The 17,481-nt window shown below is 70.0% G+C and carries 16 protein-coding genes; 8 read left to right on the top strand and 8 right to left on the bottom strand.

Annotated features, from left to right (window positions below; translation table 11 throughout):
- Positions 1 to 23 precede the first annotated feature (23 nt).
- Both nucS and ACFXOO_RS10675 read right to left on the bottom strand, forming a co-directional pair.
- Positions 24 to 719 carry an endonuclease NucS gene (nucS, locus tag ACFXOO_RS10680; RefSeq protein ID WP_378852543.1) on the bottom strand — a complete coding sequence of 232 codons (696 nt, stop codon included), beginning with the start codon at positions 717 to 719 and terminating at the stop codon, positions 24 to 26.
- A 4-nt stretch (positions 720 to 723) separates the two neighbouring features.
- Positions 724 to 1,248 (bottom strand): MarR family winged helix-turn-helix transcriptional regulator, encoded by a 525-nt coding sequence (locus ACFXOO_RS10675; protein ID WP_378852545.1) that lies wholly within the window; start codon positions 1,246 to 1,248, stop codon positions 724 to 726.
- 137 nt (positions 1,249 to 1,385) lie between these two features.
- Between ACFXOO_RS10675 and ACFXOO_RS10670 the strand changes: the two genes are divergently transcribed.
- The gene (locus ACFXOO_RS10670; protein WP_378852547.1) at positions 1,386 to 2,144 is read left to right on the top strand and encodes an SDR family NAD(P)-dependent oxidoreductase; all 759 of its coding nucleotides are present in this window, start codon (positions 1,386 to 1,388) and stop codon (positions 2,142 to 2,144) included.
- Here the strand turns inward: ACFXOO_RS10670 and ACFXOO_RS10665 are convergent.
- Positions 2,141 to 3,448, bottom strand: a complete 1,308-nt coding sequence (locus ACFXOO_RS10665) for an MFS transporter (RefSeq protein WP_394563499.1) — start codon at positions 3,446 to 3,448, stop codon at positions 2,141 to 2,143. The genes ACFXOO_RS10670 and ACFXOO_RS10665 overlap by 4 nt on opposite strands.
- A 59-nt stretch (positions 3,449 to 3,507) precedes the next feature.
- Here ACFXOO_RS10665 and ACFXOO_RS10660 point away from each other — a divergent pair, with 59 nt between their 5' ends.
- The 7 genes from ACFXOO_RS10660 (at position 3,508) to mnhG (ending at position 11,019) form a co-directional block, all read left to right on the top strand.
- Positions 3,508 to 4,575 (top strand): LacI family DNA-binding transcriptional regulator, encoded by a 1,068-nt coding sequence (locus ACFXOO_RS10660; protein WP_394563498.1) that lies wholly within the window; start codon positions 3,508 to 3,510, stop codon positions 4,573 to 4,575.
- A 92-nt stretch (positions 4,576 to 4,667) separates the two neighbouring features.
- Positions 4,668 to 7,613 carry a Na+/H+ antiporter subunit A gene (locus ACFXOO_RS10655; RefSeq protein ID WP_394563497.1) on the top strand — a complete coding sequence of 982 codons (2,946 nt, stop codon included), beginning with the start codon at positions 4,668 to 4,670 and terminating at the stop codon, positions 7,611 to 7,613.
- Positions 7,613 to 8,200, top strand: a complete 588-nt coding sequence (locus tag ACFXOO_RS10650; protein WP_378852555.1) for a Na(+)/H(+) antiporter subunit C — start codon at positions 7,613 to 7,615, stop codon at positions 8,198 to 8,200. The genes ACFXOO_RS10655 and ACFXOO_RS10650 overlap by 1 nt, the downstream gene beginning before the upstream one ends.
- On the top strand, positions 8,197 to 9,753 hold the full coding sequence (locus tag ACFXOO_RS10645) for a Na+/H+ antiporter subunit D (protein ID WP_394563496.1): 1,557 nt from the start codon (positions 8,197 to 8,199) through the stop codon (positions 9,751 to 9,753). The genes ACFXOO_RS10650 and ACFXOO_RS10645 overlap by 4 nt, the downstream gene beginning before the upstream one ends.
- Positions 9,750 to 10,328 carry a Na+/H+ antiporter subunit E gene (locus ACFXOO_RS10640; protein WP_378852557.1) on the top strand — a complete coding sequence of 193 codons (579 nt, stop codon included), beginning with the start codon at positions 9,750 to 9,752 and terminating at the stop codon, positions 10,326 to 10,328. The genes ACFXOO_RS10645 and ACFXOO_RS10640 overlap by 4 nt, the downstream gene beginning before the upstream one ends.
- Positions 10,325 to 10,594: a monovalent cation/H+ antiporter complex subunit F gene (locus ACFXOO_RS10635; RefSeq protein ID WP_378842306.1), complete on the top strand. Its 270-nt coding sequence runs from the start codon at positions 10,325 to 10,327 to the stop codon at positions 10,592 to 10,594. Before ACFXOO_RS10640 ends, ACFXOO_RS10635 begins: the two co-directional genes overlap by 4 nt.
- 14 nt (positions 10,595 to 10,608) lie before the next feature.
- Positions 10,609 to 11,019: a monovalent cation/H(+) antiporter subunit G gene (gene mnhG / locus ACFXOO_RS10630; protein WP_378853344.1), complete on the top strand. Its 411-nt coding sequence runs from the start codon at positions 10,609 to 10,611 to the stop codon at positions 11,017 to 11,019.
- Positions 11,020 to 11,044: 25 nt separating this feature from the next.
- On the opposite strand, the gene ACFXOO_RS10625 is transcribed toward mnhG, so the two are convergent.
- From ACFXOO_RS10625 to argG, 5 genes are all read right to left on the bottom strand, one after another.
- Entirely contained in the window at positions 11,045 to 11,902 is an 858-nt protein-coding gene (locus tag ACFXOO_RS10625; protein ID WP_394563495.1) for a phospholipase, read from the bottom strand.
- A gap of 429 nt (positions 11,903 to 12,331) precedes the next feature.
- Positions 12,332 to 14,233, bottom strand: a complete 1,902-nt coding sequence (locus tag ACFXOO_RS10620; RefSeq protein ID WP_394563494.1) for a YhgE/Pip family protein — start codon at positions 14,231 to 14,233, stop codon at positions 12,332 to 12,334.
- Positions 14,230 to 15,165: a hypothetical protein gene (locus ACFXOO_RS10615; protein WP_394563493.1), complete on the bottom strand. Its 936-nt coding sequence runs from the start codon at positions 15,163 to 15,165 to the stop codon at positions 14,230 to 14,232. Before ACFXOO_RS10615 ends, ACFXOO_RS10620 begins: the two co-directional genes overlap by 4 nt.
- Positions 15,165 to 15,809 (bottom strand): TetR/AcrR family transcriptional regulator, encoded by a 645-nt coding sequence (locus ACFXOO_RS10610; protein WP_378852565.1) that lies wholly within the window; start codon positions 15,807 to 15,809, stop codon positions 15,165 to 15,167. Before ACFXOO_RS10610 ends, ACFXOO_RS10615 begins: the two co-directional genes overlap by 1 nt.
- A 96-nt stretch (positions 15,810 to 15,905) precedes the next feature.
- A complete protein-coding gene (gene argG / locus ACFXOO_RS10605; protein ID WP_378852567.1) occupies positions 15,906 to 17,348 on the bottom strand; it encodes an argininosuccinate synthase in 1,443 nt (480 codons plus the stop codon).
- Positions 17,349 to 17,481: the final 133 nt, after the last annotated feature.

Here is a 17,481-nt window from a genome sequence, read left to right as displayed (position 1 = left end):
GGGCTCCACGCTACCGGGCGGGCTCAGAACAAGCGCGGGGCGCCGGAGTCGACGCCCTTCATGTGGTCGTAGTCGAGGGTCACGCACCTGATGCCGCGATCCGTCGCGAGCACACGGGCCTGCGGTTTGATCTCCTGCGCGGCGAACACACCGGTGACGGGTGCGAGGTGCGGGTCGCGACCGAGCAGCTCGAGGTAGCGGGTGAGCTGCTCGACGCCGTCGATGTCGCCGCGACGCTTCACCTCGACGGCGATCGTGCCGCCCGCGGGGTTGCGCAGCAGGAGGTCGACGGGGCCGATCGCCGTGGGGAACTCGCGCCGGACCAGAGTGAGGCCGTCGCCGATGACGCCGACCTGATCGGCCAGCAGGCGCTGCAAGTCGGCCTCCACACCGTCTTTGATGAGGCCCGGGTCGACACCGAGCTCGTGCGCGCTGTCGTGGAGGATCTCGTGGATGTGGACCAGCAGGGCGTCGCCGGTCTTGGAATGAGTGACCCGCCACTGCTCGATCACTCCGTCTTCGATGGCCGCGGCATCCGGAGTCTGCACCGTCAGGGTGCAGGGCGGGCTCATCCAGTTCAGCGGCTTGTAGGAGCCGCCGTCGGAGTGCACCAGCAGGCTGCCGTCGCTCTTGTGCACGAGCAGCCGGGTGGCCAGCGGCAGGTGCGCGTTGAGCCGGCCGGAGTAGTCCACCGCACAGCGGGCAATGACGAGACGCACTCCGTCAGGGTAGTCGCTGGCGCCGTCCGTCGACGCCGGTCGACGGGGACGGCCTCCAGCCCTCTTCGTCACGGATCGCGCTCATGATCCGCCGGCTGATGAGGTGGAGCTGTCTGGTCTGAGCGCGCGTCAGCGGGTCGAGGACGAGTCGCTGCACGGTCTGCACATGACCCGGGGAGGCGGATCGGTAGGTCGCGAGTCCTGACTCGGTGAGCGCGGCGAGGGTGGATCGACCGTCGTCGGGGTCGGGGCTGCGGAGCACCCACCCCCTCCGTTCCAGCCGGGACACCGCGCGAGACAGTCGCGAGAGCGAGCTGTTCGCAAAGCCGGCGAGCTTCGACATGCGGAGGCGGTGATCGGGCGCATCGGCCAGGGCGAACAGGATCCCGTACTCGAAGTGCGTCATGTCGGAGTCGCGCTGGAGCGAGGCGTCGAGCGCGGCGGGGAGCCACTCCAGAACCGTGGCCAGGGCGGACCAGGTTTCGAGCTCTTCACCGCGCAGACCCGCGGCGCCTTCGGTTTCCGGCATGTCTGCACACTACGCGAGCCGAGCGCGGCGTGCGCGCGGATTCACTTGCCTGATCAAGTAATGTGAGAGGAAAGTCACGTGCGTGGGCAAGCGAATGGAGAGTTGTGGATCTGCAATTGACGGGACGACGGGCGTTCGTGAGCGGTTCGACGCAGGGCATCGGCTTCGCGATCGCGAGGGCGCTGCTGGCGGAGGGCGCGACGGTCGTCATCAACGGACGGACCGCAGATCGTGTCGAAAGCGCGGTCGCGCGCCTGGCCGAGCTCGTCCCCGGCGCGGACGTCTCCGGCCACGCCGCCGACTTCGAAGACCCGGAGCAGGTTCAGCGCCTGCTGGTGGCGCTGGGGCAGGTGGACATCCTGGTCAACAACGTCGGCCTGTTCGAGCTCGCGCCCTTCGCCGAGCTCGTCGATGACGACTGGGAGCGCTACTTCCAGGTCAACGTGATGAGCGGTGTGCGGCTCTCGCGGCATGTCCTGGACGGCATGCTGGCGAACGGATGGGGTCGGATCATCTTCATCGGGAGCGAGTCGGGAGCGAACATCCCCGCAGACATGCTGCACTACGGCGTGACGAAGGCGGGGATGACGGCCCTCGCGAACGGTCTGTCGAAGCTCACTCGGGGAACAGAGGTGACCGTGAACACCATCCTCGGGGGCCCGACGTATTCGGACGGTGTCGCCCGTACGGTCGAGCAGCTCGCGCATGCGCAGGCGATGGGAGCGGACGACCTGAAGGCCGCGGTGATCGCCGGCAACCGGACGAGTCTCCTCGAAAGATTCATCGAGCCCGACGAGATCGCCCATCTGGCGACGTATCTGGCGAGTCCGCTCTCATCGGCGACGAACGGCGCGGCCGTCCGGGCGGACGGCGGCGTGCTCACGACGATGTTCTAGACGGCGTTCTCGCGGCGGGGCCGTGCGCCGTCGTGGACCGTGCCGAGGTTCTCCTCCGACGCTGCCGTCTCGGGTCCGCGTCGGGCGTGGCCGCCGCCCACCGTCGAGCCTGCGATCGGGCGTGCGGCTCCCGAGGCGAGACCCGACATCACGATCAGGACCACGATGATCCAGAGGGTCGGGAGGATCCCGATCTGGTGGCTGATCCAGCCGAGCACGGGCGGGCCGCCGAGGAAGGCGAGGTAGCCGATGGTCGCGGCGGCCGAGACGGATGCCGCAGCCTTCGTCGGATCGTCTGCGGCGGCCGACATCCCGAGCGGGAACCCCAGCGACGCACCGGCTCCCCAGAGCGCCACGCCGATGAAGGCGATCGGCAGGGTGGGCGCGAGGATGAACATGACGAGGCCGACCGCCGCGGCGATGGACAGGATCCGCAGCGTCCACACCCGCCCGATGCGGTCGACCATCGGGCCGCCCAGCACCCGGAACAGCGTCATTGCGACGGAGAAGACCGTCAGTGCGACCGCGCCGACCGCTTCGGTCTGACCGTGACCGTCGACGACCGCGATCGCGAGCCAGTCGTTGGCACTGCCCTCGGCGAAGGCCATGCCCAGCATGATGAGGCCGATCGCATACGTGCGCGGATCGCGCCAGACCGCGGCCATCTCGGCGAATCGCTCGCGCCGGGTCGGCGCGGGGGCGTCCTCCGTGACCGCGGGCATGCGCTCGGGCACGAAGCGGAGGGCCGCCCAGCCCGCGGCGAGGACGACGATGCCGACCACGCCGAAGTGCCACCCGACGCCGACGCTCCAGCCGGCCATCGCGATGCCGGCGCCCGCGCCCGCGACGGTGCCGACGCTGAAGAAGGCGTGGAAGAGGGGCATGAGCGTGCGCCCGAACGCCTGCTCCACGGAGGCCGCCTCGACATTCATCATGACGTCGGTCGAACTCATGCCGAGCCCCATCAGTCCGAGGCCGACGGCGGTGAGCGCATACGACTCCGCGACCTGCACGCCCAGTCCTGTGACGATCACGCCCGACGCGAAGGCCGCGATCGTGAAGACCATTCCGCGGCGGGCGCCCCAGCGGGCGACGATGACGTTGGCCAGCGACAGCCCGACGATCGAGGCGGCGCCCGAGACGAACAGCAGCACGCCCACGCCGAAGTCGTCGATCCCGAGGATCTGTTTGACGGCCGGCAGCCTCGAGGCCCACGACGCGAAGCCCAGACCCATGACGAAGAAGATCACGAAGATGGCCGTCCGCCAGTGCACGAGTCGGGGGCGGGAGATCGTGGCGCTCATGGAGACAGCGTACCGAATCGATTCGACGGCGCCCAGCCGGCGAGGTACGATCGTCGGCGATGAGCACCCGCCGAGCCACGATCGCCGACGTCGCCCGCGAGGCGGGCGTCTCGGGGTCGACGGCGTCGGTCGTCTTCAGTGGCAAGACACCGGTGTCGGATGCCACGCGCCGGCGCGTCCTGGACGCCGCCGCGTTGCTCGGCTACACCGGGCCCGATCCGCGGGCCGCGTCGCTGCGCAGCGGGCGCTCGGGCATCGTCGGTGTCGTGTTCGAAGAACACCTGGGCACGGCCTTCCAGGATCCGGTCAAGATCCTCATGATGGACGGGCTCACCGACGGCGTCGCGCCCCTCGGCGCCGGCCTCCTCCTGCTGCGCGACCAGGCCGCGGTGGGCGACACCCCCGCCGCTCTCGCGCCCACGCTCACCACCGCTCCGTTGGATGCCGCCGTCCTGATCGGCTGCAGCGGGCTGCTGCGCGAATCGCTCGCCGTCGTCAAGGCACGCGGCATCCCGGTCGTCGTCATCGAGGGGGACGCCGGCGAAGGGGTGCCGCAGATCAGGCTCGACAACGCGGTGGCCCAGAGGCAGGCGGCGCTGCACCTGCGCGGACTCGGGCACACCGACGTCGTCGTCCTCACGCTGCCGATCGACAAGCGGCGGACGCGGGGGTGGATCGCTCCGGACGCCGAGATCACCGTGGACGTCACGCGGGACCGGCTCGAGGGAGCCCGCGACGTGTATCCGGAAGCCCCGGCCTATGCCGCGGCCGGCAGTTCGATCGACGAAGGCCTCGCGGCAGGCCGCATCCTCTTCTCCCGGGGGACCACGCCGCCGACCGCGGTCATCGCGCAGAGCGACCTGCTCGCGGCCGGCGTGATCCGTGCCGCGGAAGAAGCCGGCCTGCGCGTGCCGCAGGACGTCAGCGTGACCGGCTTCGACGGCATCGTCGTCGACGGGCTCGCTCCGTATCTGCTCACGACGCTCGTCCAAGAGCCCGCCGACAAGGGGCGCGCGGCCGGTCGGGCGATCGCGGCGATGCTCGAAGGGCGCCCCGCAGCCTCGATGCTGTTCACCTGCGTCTTCCGCGCCGGCAACACCACCGCCGAGGCATCCGCCCGCCGATAGGCGTGAGGGTCGACGGGTAGACTGGCCTCCAGACCCCGATCGCCCGCGCAGCTTTCTGCCCCGCGCTGCCGACGACCTTGAGGAGGCCGCGCATGCTGGCGTTCCTCGCTGCCTTCACCGTCGTCCCGATCCTCCTGCCGTGGCTCGTCCATCGCATCGGCGCGCGGACGTTCTACGTCGCCGCGCTTCTGCCCGCGGCCGCTTTCGTCTCGACCGCGATGTACACGCCCGCCGTGATGAGCGGTCAGGTGCCGTTCGAGGAGTACGACTGGATCCCCGCGCTCGGCATCCGCCTCTCGATGCGCATGGACACGCTGGGGTGGGTCATGGCTCTCATCGTCACGGGCGTCGGCGCGCTCGTGATGCTCTACTGCCGCTGGTACTTCCGCGGCAAGGACCAGGGGCTCGGACAATTCTCCGCCGTTCTCCTCGCCTTCGCCGGCGCGATGTACGGTCTCGTGCTCACCGACGACCTCGTCGTCCTGGTGATGTTCTGGGAGATCACCAGCATCCTCTCCTACCTTCTGATCGGCTTCTACCACCGCCGCGGCGTGAGCCGGCGCTCGGCGCTGCAGGCCCTGCTGGTCACCACGATCGGCGGCCTCGTCATGCTGATCGGCGTCGTCCTGCTGGTGGTCGACACCGGCACCTCGAGCTTGTCGTCGATCCTCGACGCCGCGCCGACCGGACCCGTCGTCGACGCCGCGCTCGTCCTGCTGCTGGTGGGGGCGCTGAGCAAGTCCGCGATCTTCCCGTTCCACTTCTGGCTGCCCGGAGCGATGGCCGCTCCGACGCCGGTGAGCGCGTACCTGCACGCCGCCGCGATGGTGAAGGCCGGCATCTACCTGATCGCCCGCCTCGCGCCCGTGTTCGCCCTCTCGGCGCCGTGGCGTCCGGTCGTCATCAGCCTCGGAATCTTCACGATGCTGCTCGGCGGAGTGCAGGCTCTGCGCGAATACGACCTCAAGCGCATCCTCGCGTTCGGCACGGTCAGCCAGCTCGGCTTCCTGACCGTCGTGATCGGCTACGGCACGCGGGATGCCGCCCTCGCAGGGCTTGCACTCCTGATCGGACACGCGCTGTTCAAGTCAGCGCTCTTCCTGGTGGTGGGCGTGATCGACCGCCAGCTCTCCACCCGAGACATCACGGAACTCAGCGGCGTGGGCAGGCAGGCGCCCGTCATCACCACGGTGTCGTTCATCGCCATCGCGTCCATGGCGGGCTTCGCGCCGACCCTGGGCTTCGTCGCCAAAGAAGGCGCCCTCACCGCGCTCCTCGAAGAGGCCGCGGGGGGATCCGCGTGGGGTCTGATCGCCCTCATCGGGGTCATCCTCGGGTCCATACTCACTGCGGCATATGGGGCTCGCTTCCTCTGGGGTGCATTCTGGACGAAGAAGGACCGTGACGGCGAGCGCCTCCCGCGCACCGAGTGGCCCGACCCTCCGATCGGCTTCCTCAGTGCGCCGACCCTGCTGGCTCTGCTCACGCTCGCCGGCGGGATCGCCGCCCCGTTGCTCGACACCGCACTGCAGCCCTACGCCGAGACGTCGCCGGCGTCGAGTCCCGGCGTTCCGGCGCCGGAGTACGCGTACCACCTGGCTCTCTGGCACGGCCTCGAGCCGGCGCTCGGGATCTCCCTGGGCTCGATCGTCCTCGGCCTCGCCCTCTTCGTGCTGACGCGCTCCTGGAATCCCCGCATGCGCGTGCTGCCCTTCACCGCGGGCGACGTCTACAACGTCACGCTGCGGGGCATCGCCCGGCTCTCGGTGGTCACCACGACTTTCACGCAGCGCGGGTCGCTGCCGCTCTATGTCGGCACGATCTTCTTCGTGTTCGTCATCGGTGAGGGCACCGCGCTGTTGCTCGGCGGGGACTGGGCCATGAAGCTCGATCTCTACCAGGCACCGATGCAGCTCGTGGTCGCACCGATCATGATCATCGCCGGCATCATCGCCGTGCGGGCACGGAAGCGCTACACCGGGGTCGTGCTGGTCTCCGTCACCGGGCTCGGCATGGTCGTGCTGTTCGCGACGAGCGGCGCGCCCGACCTCGCGCTCACACAGATCCTCGTCGAGACGGTGACCCTCGTCGCGTTCGCCCTGGTGCTGCGGCGCATCCCGGCGCGCATGGGGGAGCACAACGCATCGGTGTGGCCGATCGCCCGCGCGCTCATCGCCGTCGCGGTCGGCGCGACGATGGCCGTCATCGCCGTCGTGGCGACGGCCTCCCGCACCGCTGTCCCGATCTCGGAGCGGTTCCCCGAGCTCGCCTACGACCTCGGGCACGGGCGCAACGTGGTCAACGTCGCCCTCGTCGATCTGCGCGGGTGGGACACGATGGGCGAGCTGTCGGTGCTCATCCTCGCGGCGACGGGCGTCGCATCCCTCGTCTTCGTCACTCACCGCGCCGACACGCTGTCGACCCTCACCGCTCCGTTGCCGCGCACCGCGGCGGGCAACCGTCGCCCGATGGTCGAGACGCTGGACGGCGCGCGGCCGCGGACGGCCGGCACCCGCCATCAGCCGCAGGCGTGGCTGGTCGGCGGCCAGCGCGTGCGGCCGGAGAACCGTTCGCTGATGCTCGAAGTCATCGTGCGGGTGCTGTTCCACTCGATCATCCTGGTGTCGCTGTATCTGCTCTTCGCCGGTCACAACCTGCCCGGCGGCGGCTTCGCCGGGGGCCTCGTCGCCGGCATGGCGCTCGTCATGCGCTACGTCGCCGGCGGGCGCTACGAACTGGGCGCTGCCGCACCCACCGACGCCGGACGGCTGCTGGGCGTCGGGATGACGCTGGCCGTCGGCTGCGCCGTGGTGCCCCTGTTCTTCGGTGCCGCGCCGCTCACGAGCGCGTTCTGGGAAGCCACCCTGCCCGTCGTCGGGCACGTCGAATTCGTCACATCGACGATCTTCGACATCGGCGTCTACCTCGTGGTGATCGGTCTCGTGCTCGACGTGCTGCGCAGCCTCGGCGCCGAGGTCGACCGTCAGGCGCAGGAGCTGCGCTCCTCGGCCCCCCGACGGGGCGAGGTGGTGAGCTGATGGATGTCTCGGCCGTCCTGATCGTCGTGATGGCGGTGCTGTTCGCGTGCGGCGTGTACGCGATGCTCGAGCGCAGTCTCACGCGCGTGCTCATCGGATTCCTGCTGCTCGGCAACGCCGCCAACCTCCTGCTCCTCATCGTGATGGGACGGCCCGGTGTCGCCCCGTTCTACGGCGCAGCCGAATCGGAGGAGATGTCGGATCCGCTCCCGCAGGCCCTCACTCTGACGGCGATCGTCATCACGTTCGCCGTCTCGGCCTTCCTCCTCGCCCTGATCTATCGCTCGTGGCAGCTCGGACAGGCCGACACCGTCGAGGACGACGCCGAAGACCTCGCCGTGCGCACGCGCGGCATCGACGAGGACGACTCGTTCGAGGATGATGTCGACGACCAGTCGGATGACGCGGCGACCGACTTCGTCGGCGTGCAGAAGTCGCCCATCACCCTCCTCGACAGTCGCGACCACACGGCCCTCCGCGATGATGCGCCGAGCGACAGGCCCCGCACGAGGCGTCGGCACGACGACGCCACCGCCACCCACACCGACCCGGACACCGATACCGACACCGGAGGGGGCGAACGATGAGCTACCTCGTGCCGCTCCTGGTGACCCTGCCCCTCATCGGCGCGGCGATCGCCCTGATCGCCGGTCGCCACCGCCGTACGCAGGTCGGTGTCTCGATCGTCACGCTCACCCTCGTGCTCGTCATCGCGTCCGTGCTGCTCTACGCGGTCGACGTGGGCGGGGCCCCGATCGCGGTCTCGGTCGGGGGGTGGCCGATCCCGTTCGGCATCGTCCTCTACGTCGACCGGCTGGCGGCGCTGCTGGTGGTCGTGTCGAGCATCGTGCTGCTCGCCGTGCTCCTCTTCTCGGTGGGCCAGGGTGCGGCGGACGGCGACGACGACACCCCCATCTCGATCTTCCACCCGTCGTACCTGATCCTCTCGGCGGGCATCTTCAACGCCTTCATCGCCGGCGACCTCTTCAACCTCTACGTCGGCTTCGAGATCCTCCTCGTCGCCTCCTACGTGCTGATCACCCTCGGCAGCACGGAGTCGCGCATCCGGGCGGGGGTCGTCTACATCGTCGTCTCGCTCGTGTCGTCGATCCTGTTCCTCGCCGCGATCGCCATGATCTACGGCGCACTCGGCACGGTCAACATGGTGCAGATCTCCGAGCGCATGACGGAACTGCCGCAGCAGACGCAGCTGCTGCTGCACATCATGCTGCTGCTCGCGTTCAGCATCAAGGCGGCCGTCTTCCCCCTGTCGTTTTGGCTGCCCGACTCGTACCCGACCGCGCCCGCACCGGTCACGGCAGTCTTCGCGGGCCTCCTGACCAAGGTCGGCGTGTACGCGATGATCCGCACCGAGACCGAGATCTTCCGCGACAACGACGTGAACACGCTGCTGCTGATCGTGGCGCTGGCCACGATGGTGGTGGGCGTCCTCGGCGCCATCGCCCAGGCCGAACTCAAGCGCATCCTGTCGTTCACGCTCGTCAGCCACATCGGCTACATGGTCTTCGGGCTGGCGATCGCCACTCCGGCGGCGATCGGCGCGACGATCTACTACATGGTGCACCACATCGTGGTGCAGACCACGCTGTTCCTCGCCGTCGGGCTGATCGAGCGTCGCGCGGGCAGCACGTCGATCCTCAAGGTGAAGGGCCTCATGAGGGCCGCCCCCGTGATCGCCGTCCTGTACTTCATCCCGGCGGTGAACCTCGGCGGCCTGCCCCCGTTCTCGGGCTTCATCGGGAAGTTCGCGCTCTTCGATGCGGCGGCCGAAGTGGGCACGCCGCTCATGATGACGCTCATCGTGGCCGGTATCGTCACCTCGCTCCTGACCCTGTACGCGCTCATGCGGGCCTGGAACCTCTCGTTCTGGCGCGAGGAAGACGACCAGGCTGAGACCGAGTCGCGCATCTCCTACCTCGACGACGCCCCCGCGGCCGAGGTGCAGACCGAGCGGCGTGTGATCCCGCGCATCATGACGGCCGCGACCACCGGCATGGTCGTCGTCACGGTGGCGCTGACCGTGTTCGCGGGACCGCTCTACGACGTCTGCGCCCGCATCGGCGCGTCGCTGCTGGAACCGGTCAGCCTCATCCAGCTCCAACAGGAGGCCGGACAGTGAGCCCCCGCGCCGCCCTGACCCAGTTCTGGCGCCAGATCCCGTTCTTCGTGTGGCTGGTCGCCCTGTGGATGCTGCTCTGGGGCCAGTTCACCGTGCTCGCGTTCCTCACCGGGGTGATCGTCGCGATCTTCGTGACCCGGGTGTTCCGCCTGCCGCCGGTCGAGCTGTCCGGTCGGGTGAACCTCTGGTACGGCTTCGTCTTCGTCGTGAGGTTCCTCGCGGACTTGATCCTCGGGTCGCTCACGGTGGCCTGGCAGGTGCTCGATGCCCGTCGACAGCCCGGTGCGGGGGTGATCGCCGTCCCGCTGGTCACCGACGACGACCTCATCATGACCCACACCGCGGTCACGGCATCTCTCATCCCCGGCTCGCTCGTGCTCGAGACCGACCGCGAGCGTCGCATCCTGTACCTGCACGTCATCGGTCTGCGCTCGATGGCCGACGTCGAGAAGCAGCGCAAGGCCGTGCGGAGCTGGGAGCGCCGCATCGTCATGGCCGTCGGTTCGCGCGCGCAGGTGGCGCAGATCCGCGATGCCGCGGCCGCATCCTCGCACCCGGTGGAGGTCGGCGAATGACCACGATCCTGCTCACGATCGCCTATGTCGTGTTCGCGGTGGCCGCGATCCTCACGCTCATCAAGATCGTGATCGGTCCGTCGATCCTCGATCGGGCGATCGCCTCCGACGTGCTGCTCACCGAGATCATGTGCGTCCTCGGTGCCGAGATGGCCATCAACCACCACACGCGGACGCTGCCGGTGCTGCTGGTGATCGCCGCCGTGGGGGTGTTCGGCTCGATCTCGATCGCCCGGTTCGTCGCCCGTAAGGACGTGCAGCGATGAGCGCCCTGTTGCGGATGGCTACGGTGGCGCCGGTGCTCTCGAACGATGTGACCGTGTCGATCTCCACCGGCGACGCATGGCTGGATGTCACGGCCGTCCTGCTCATTCTCATCGGCGCACTGCTCTGCCTCACCGCCGCGATCGGCCTGCTGCGCTTCCGCGACGTACCCACACGGCTGCACGCGGCGACCAAGCCGCAGGTGCTCGGCCTGCTGCTCATCTGCGTCGCGATCGCCCTGTCGCTGCGTTCGTGGCCGGTGGTCGCGTTCCTCGTGCCGGTGGTCTTGATCCAGCTGGCGACCGCGCCGCTCTCGGCGCACATGGTGGGCCGTCAGGCCTACCGGAACGGCACCATGGCGGAGTCGTCGATGATCGTCGACGAGCTCGCGGCGACGCGCGAGACGCCGCCTGCCGCCGGCGGCTGAGCGCCGACGGAACGGTGGCTCCTGCTCAGTACCAGTTGACGGACTGCGAGTGGCCCCACGCGCTGCACGGGGCGCCGTACACGGCGGAGATGTAGCCGAGGCCCCAGGCGATCTGGGTCGTGGCGTTCGTCGCCCAGTCCGATCCGGACGAGGCCATCTTCGACCCGGGCAGCGCCTGCGGGATGCCCGTGGCTCCGCTGGGGTTGTAGGCCTCGTAGTTCCAGCCCGACTCCTTCTGCCAGAGCGAGTTCAGGCAGGAGAACTGGTCGTCGCCCCAGCCGTACTGGCTCGCCGCCATCGCGCGTGCCGTGGCGCGGGCGCCATCGGGGGTGTTGGCGGCGGCGAGGGCCTCCGCGGCAGCAGCCGCGGCGGCGTCTGCAGCGGCCTGAGCGGCGGCGGCCTCCGCCGCGACGCGGGCGTTGTAGGCGGCGACCGCCGCGACGAGGTCACCCGCGGAGGTGCGCACGAGGCGGGTGAGCGCGCTCACCGACGATTCCGGCAGGGCGGCGGAGTTGTCGAGGTTCGAGATCTGCAGGTCGAGCAGCGACGTGTCGACCTTGCCGACGGCCGACTGCCGGACGGCTCGGGCCGCGCTGACGTAGAACGCGGCGTCCTGGTCGACCGACCGCTGCACCTGGAGTGCTGCCGCCGCGTCGCTGGGCGACGGCGAGGGAGTGGTGGCGGCGAGGGCGGTGGAAGCCGTCGCGACGGGGATGCCGATCGCGGCCACGACGGCGAGGGCGACGGTGAGCGCGAGCGGGCTCTTCCGCCGGTCCGCGCGGCGTTCGGCTCGCGCGGCGGCTCTGGTGGGGTCGGTGGAGGGGCGGATGGTAGGGGACTCGACGGCGTTTCCGCGCGCGGGTGTGGTGGTGCGAAGGCGCACGGTACTCCTCTGTCGGGGCTTACCCGCCCGTCCGCGCGCACACAGCGCAACGGACGGGTGGCACGACGCGTCGTCCCACCCGGGCGGGTTGATCGCCCCGGTGACCTGCACCGCGAGGCGGACAGAGCACGGGGTTCGTCCACCGCACCCGACAGGAGAGGCCGAGGCATCCGTCGTCTCATCCTCGGGTGGATGCGGCGCCGGACCGGTACACCGTAGGCAAGGTTTCTGGACGGATCATGCGAGAACCCTCGCCGTGGGGTGGACGCGCCGGGAGCCCGCACCTTCACACCGACTTCGCAGTTCGGTGCGAAGTCCGCAGATCTCCTGTCGGATGCTGCGGAGTACGTGCCGATCTGCGAGTGCGGCGTCGCTCGGGGTCGCGCTCGCCGTGCGCTCGGCCGATCTCCGACGCGGGGAGCGGTGCGCTCAGCCGATCAGGCTCGGCTGGAGGTCGCGGAGGGTGCGGAAGTGCGTCTGACGGGTCACACCGATCGCGGCGAGCACGAGCGCCCCGAGCAGCCACGTGAGGAGGATCACGACGTCACCGCCGACGCGCGCGATGTCGCCGCCGTACATGAGCTGACGCATCGCGTCGACGACGTACCCCATCGGGAGGACATGGTGCAGGGCCGCGAGCGGAGCGGGCAGCGTCTGCCACGGGAACGTGCCGCCGGCTGTCACGAGCTGCAGCACCATCAGCACGAGGCCCATGAACTGTCCGACCGATCCGAGCCACACGTTGAGCGCCAGGATGATCGCCGCGTAGGTGAAGGAGGCGAGCACCATGATCCCGAGCGTGCCCAGCGGGTTGGCGAACCCGAAACCCAGCGCGAGGGCGAGCACGCCGAACAGTCCCGCCATCTGCAGGCCTCCGAGGACCGCCGGCGTGAGCCATCCGGCGAGGGTGATGCGGAACGGGGAGTGCAGCGCGGTCACCGCGCGGCGCGAGATCGGCTTGACGATGAGGAAGAGCGCGTAGATGCCGATCCACCCCGCGAGCGCGGCGAAGAAGGGGGCAAGGCCCGCGCCGTAGTCGCCGGCGGCGGCGACCTTGCTCGACTCCACCTCGACGGGGTCGGAGATCGTCTGAGCCTGCGCGGCGCGCAGGTCGGCCGACGAGTCGGGGATCGCGTCGACACCCGACTCGAGCCCGTCGCGCAGGGTCCCGGCGCCGGTGTCGAGAGTGCCGAGGCCGCTTGCGAGCGAAGCCGAGCCGTCGCGGAGCTGCGAGGCACCGGATGCCGCGGCATCCGCCCCGCTCGAGAGCTGCGCTGTTCCCGCCGCGAGCTGGGCCGCGCCGTCGGCGACCTGCGAGGCGCCGGCGGCGACCTGCGACGCGCCCGCCGCGAGTTGATCGACTTTCGCGACGGCGCTCTGCACCGTGGCGTTGCCGTCGGTGATCCGCTGGCCGAGCGGGTCGAGGGCGGCGAGCACGCGCGCGATCTGGGCAGGATCGAGACCCTGCGCGGCGAGCTCGGCGGCGATGTCTGCACGAGCCTGCGGAACGGCGTCGGCGATCGCCGTGGCCGCGGCACCTGCGCGATCGGCGTAGCCGGCGAGTTCCTGGTCACCGGCAGCGACCTGCTGAGCTCCGTCCGACACCTGTCGCGCTCCTTCCGAGACCTGCTGCGCTCCCGAAGCCGCCTGTTGCGCTCCGGTGGCCAGCGTCCCCGTGCCCGTCGCCAGCGCGTCGGCGCCGCTCGCGAGCTGCTGTGCGCCGGAGAGCGCGGTGGCCGTGCCGTCCGCGAGCTGCGTCGCACCGTCTGCCGCCTCGACGAGTTTGCCGCGGATGTCGGAGATCGCCGTCAACAGGCGCGTCGCGGCCTCCTTGCCCACCAGTTGCGCGACCGAGCGACGGATCTGCTCCACCGCCTGCGTGCCGATGGTCGATGCGAGGTAGTTGTTGGCGTCGTTGGTCTCGAGCGAGATCTGCGCCTGGCGGGGGCTGTCGCCGGCGACCGAGGTGAGAGCGTCCGAGAAGTCGGACGGCAGCGTCACGACGAAGTCGACGGCGCCGTCCGACAGGGCAGCCGAGGCATCCGTCGCCGACAGCAGCTGCCAGTCGAAGGCCCTGCCCTCGAGCAGCTGGTCGGCGACCTGATCGCCGTAATCGACGGCCTCTTGACCGTCGGATGCCGGGACCCCCTCATCGTCGGACACCAGCGCGACCGGGATCTCGCTGAACTGCCCGTACGGGTCCTGGTTGGCCCACAGGTAGAGACCGCCGTAGAGGACGGGGACGAGCAGCAGCGCGATCAGTGCGATCACCGACATGCGCGTCGCGGTGAGGCGCCGCAGTTCGGCGGCGATCATGGCGGGGATTCTCATCGCGCGCCCTCCTCGGGGTGGGTGTACCGCTGCGGTGCCGGCTCGGCGGCCGGTGCCTGTTCGGGTTCGGGTGCGGGGGCCGATTCGGGTGCAGGTCCCTGTTCGGGTTCGGGTGCGGGCTCGGGCTCCGGTGCTGAAGCAGGTGCAGGTGCCTGTTCGGTTTCGGGCTCGGCTGCCGGTTCGGGTGTGTCCGCGGGGGGGATCTCGATGTCGGCCTCGTCGTCGGCCCCATCGGCGCTTCCCGCATCCGGCTCTCCGGGGGCCACACCGCCCGGAGACACGGCGGCGTCCGCGCGCTCGCGGGGGTCCGCGGCATCCCTCGCCCCGTGCTCGGCGCGCAGCGCGCGGCCGTCGAGCACGGTGGCCGACGCCTCTCCGGCGATGACCAGCATCGCGAAGCCACGTCCGGAGAAGTCCTCGGCGAGCCGCCACCACTCGAGCGGGTCGCCGCCGTGGCGGTCGGGTGCGACGAGCACGATGCCGTCGACGCCCGCGCGCAGTGCGGTCAACTCGAGCAGCAGCGAGATGCGCTCGCGCGGCTCCACATCGGCGATGGGGGTGCGCCAGAGCGCGCCGAAGCCGGCTTCGTCGAGCCACCGGCGGACGGCCAGCGGGTGGGCCGGCCTGCCCGCGAACATCAGCTCTTCGGCCGTGACGCCGGATACCCAGACGTTGGGTGCGGGGTCGCTGACGTCGGGCGCGTCCACCAGCGAGACGCGGCGCCGCAGGGCCCGGCGGTCGTCGGTTCCGTCGATCAGAACGCGGCCGGCGTCGGGCTTCATCCTTCCCGAGGCGATCAGGCCGAGCACGGTGGGACGCTGTTCGGTCTCGGCGTGCGCGATGCGCGGGCCGCTGTCATCGAATGCCAGAGAGGTGGCGGGCAGCGCCGCTCCGCGCCGGCCCTTCACGACGTCGTGCAGCTCGACACGCATCAGTCCTCCTCCAGGAGTGCGGGATGCGCGTCGAGCAGATCGACGGCTTCCCTCCACGACAGGCCCGCGATGCTCAGCACCGCGCGGATCGCCAGGGAACGGGCCTCGGGGGATGCCGCGTCCATACGCGTCACGACGGTGCGGGCCGTCTCTTCGACGAGTCGGGCGAGGGTGTGCGGGGTGACGTCGGTGCGCAGCATCCGCTCGTCCTGCCCTCGGCGGACGATCGCGAGCACCTGGCGACGGAGGGGAGCCAGCGCGTCGGCCGTCTCACCCACGTGGATCTCGTCGAGCGCGATGGCGGCGGCGACCTGGACGATGGCCGCCTCGCGCCAGAGCAACGAGGTGAGTCGGGCCAGAGCGAGGCGTGCATCGGTGTCGTCGACCGCCAGCGCGATCGCGTTGAACCGCTGTGCGCCGGCGGCGACGATCTCGCGGATCAGGGTGTCCCGGTCGTCGAAATGCCCGTACAGGGCACGTCGCGACAGACCGGCACCCCGCGCGATGGCGTCGATCGACGCGTGCGGATCGTGTGCGATCGCGTGGGTCGCGGCGGCCAGGATGCCCGCGCGGTTCTCGACGGCGTCGCGTCGGGTCCGGCGTGCGACGGTAGCGTCGGTCGGGGAGGTCGGGGGAGCGGTCACCCGCCCAGAATACTAAAGTGCACAAGAGTGTGCAAGTAATTTTCACGCGCAGAAGGTGGGGTCTCCCTTCGCCGCGCTCACTCGACGACCGGCTTGTCAGTCGGTGCCGAAGTCGAAGGCCGAGCCCTCGGATGCCTCGTCGACCGCGTCGGCCAGGGCTTCGCGCTTCGCGTCGTACGGGGTCGCGTGCTCGGTGATCTCGCTCGCGCCGCCCGCGGTCACGGTGCCGACCAGGTCGCCGGTGGCTCCGCCGATCAGACCCATCGCGGCGTACTGCTCGAGGCGGGAGCGGGAATCGGCGATGTCGAGGTTGCGCATCGTCAGCTGCCCGATGCGATCGGTGGGGCCGAACGCGGCGTCGCCGACACGCTCCATCGAGAGCTTGTCGGGGGAGTAGGAGAGCGTCGTTCCGCGGGTGTCGAGGATCGTGTAGTCCTCGCCGCGACGCAGGCGCAGGGTCACCGACCCCGTCACCGTCGAGCCGACCCACTTCTGGATGGACTCGCGCAGCATGAGCGACTGCGGTTCGAGCCACCGCCCCTCGTACATCAGCCGACCGAGGCGACGGCCCTGCTCGTGATAGGTGGCGAGGGTGTCCTCGTTGAGGATGCCGTTGATGAGTCGCTCGTAGGCGATGAACAGGAGCGCCATGCCGGGGGCCTCGTAGATGCCGCGGCTCTTCGCCTCGATGATGCGGTTCTCGATCTGGTCGCTCATGCCCAGGCCGTGCCGGCCGCCGATCGCGTTCGCCTCGAGGACGAGCGCGACGGGGTCGGAGTACTCCACGCCGTTGAGGGCGACGGGCCGGCCGCCGTCGAACGAGATCGTGACGTCTTCGGTGGCGATCTCGACCGAATCGTCCCAGAACTTCACGCCCATGATCGGCTCGACCGTCTCGAGCGACACATTCAGGTGCTCGAGCGTCTTGGCCTCGTGCGTCGCGCCCCAGATGTTCGCGTCGGTCGAATACGCCTTCTCGACGGAGTCGCGGTAGGGGAAGCCGTGGGCCTGCAGCCACTCGCTCATCTCCTTGCGGCCGCCGAGCTCCGTGACGAAGTCGGCGTCGAGCCAGGGCTTGTACACGCGCAGCGCCGGGTTCGCGAGCAGTCCGTAGCGGTAGAACCGCTCGATGTCGTTGCCCTTGTACGTCGAGCCGTCGCCCCAGATGTCGACGCCGTCCTCTTTCATGGCGCGTACGAGCAGCGTCCCGGTGACCGCGCGGCCGAGGGGAGTGGTGTTGAAGTAGGTGCGCCCGCCGGAGCGGATGTGGAAGGCGCCGCACGCGAGGGCGACGAAGCCCTCCTCGACGAGGGCGCTCTTCGCGTCGACGATGCGTGCGATCTCGGCGCCGTACTCGAGCGCCCGATCGGGGATCGCGTCGATGTCGTCCTCGTCGGGCTGGCCGAGGTCGCCCGTGTAGGTGCAGGGGATCGCGCCCTTGTCACGCATCCAGGCGACCGCCACGGACGTGTCCAGCCCCCCGGAGAAGGCGATGCCGACGCGCTCGCCGACGGGCAGGGACTGAAGGACCTTCGACATGCGCTCAAGTCTAGTGAGCGGCATCCGGATGCCTCGGCCGCTGCGGTCCGGCGGCCGGGCGCCGGGGGGTATACGTGAACGGAAGGTAACGAGAACCTCACGATTCACTCGCGCATCCTCTCGTCACTCTGGT

It is taken from the genome of Microbacterium sp. P03, assembly GCF_043556235.1.
GTDB lineage: Bacteria > Actinomycetota > Actinomycetes > Actinomycetales > Microbacteriaceae > Microbacterium.
This window is presented reverse-complemented; position numbering and strand designations above follow the sequence as displayed.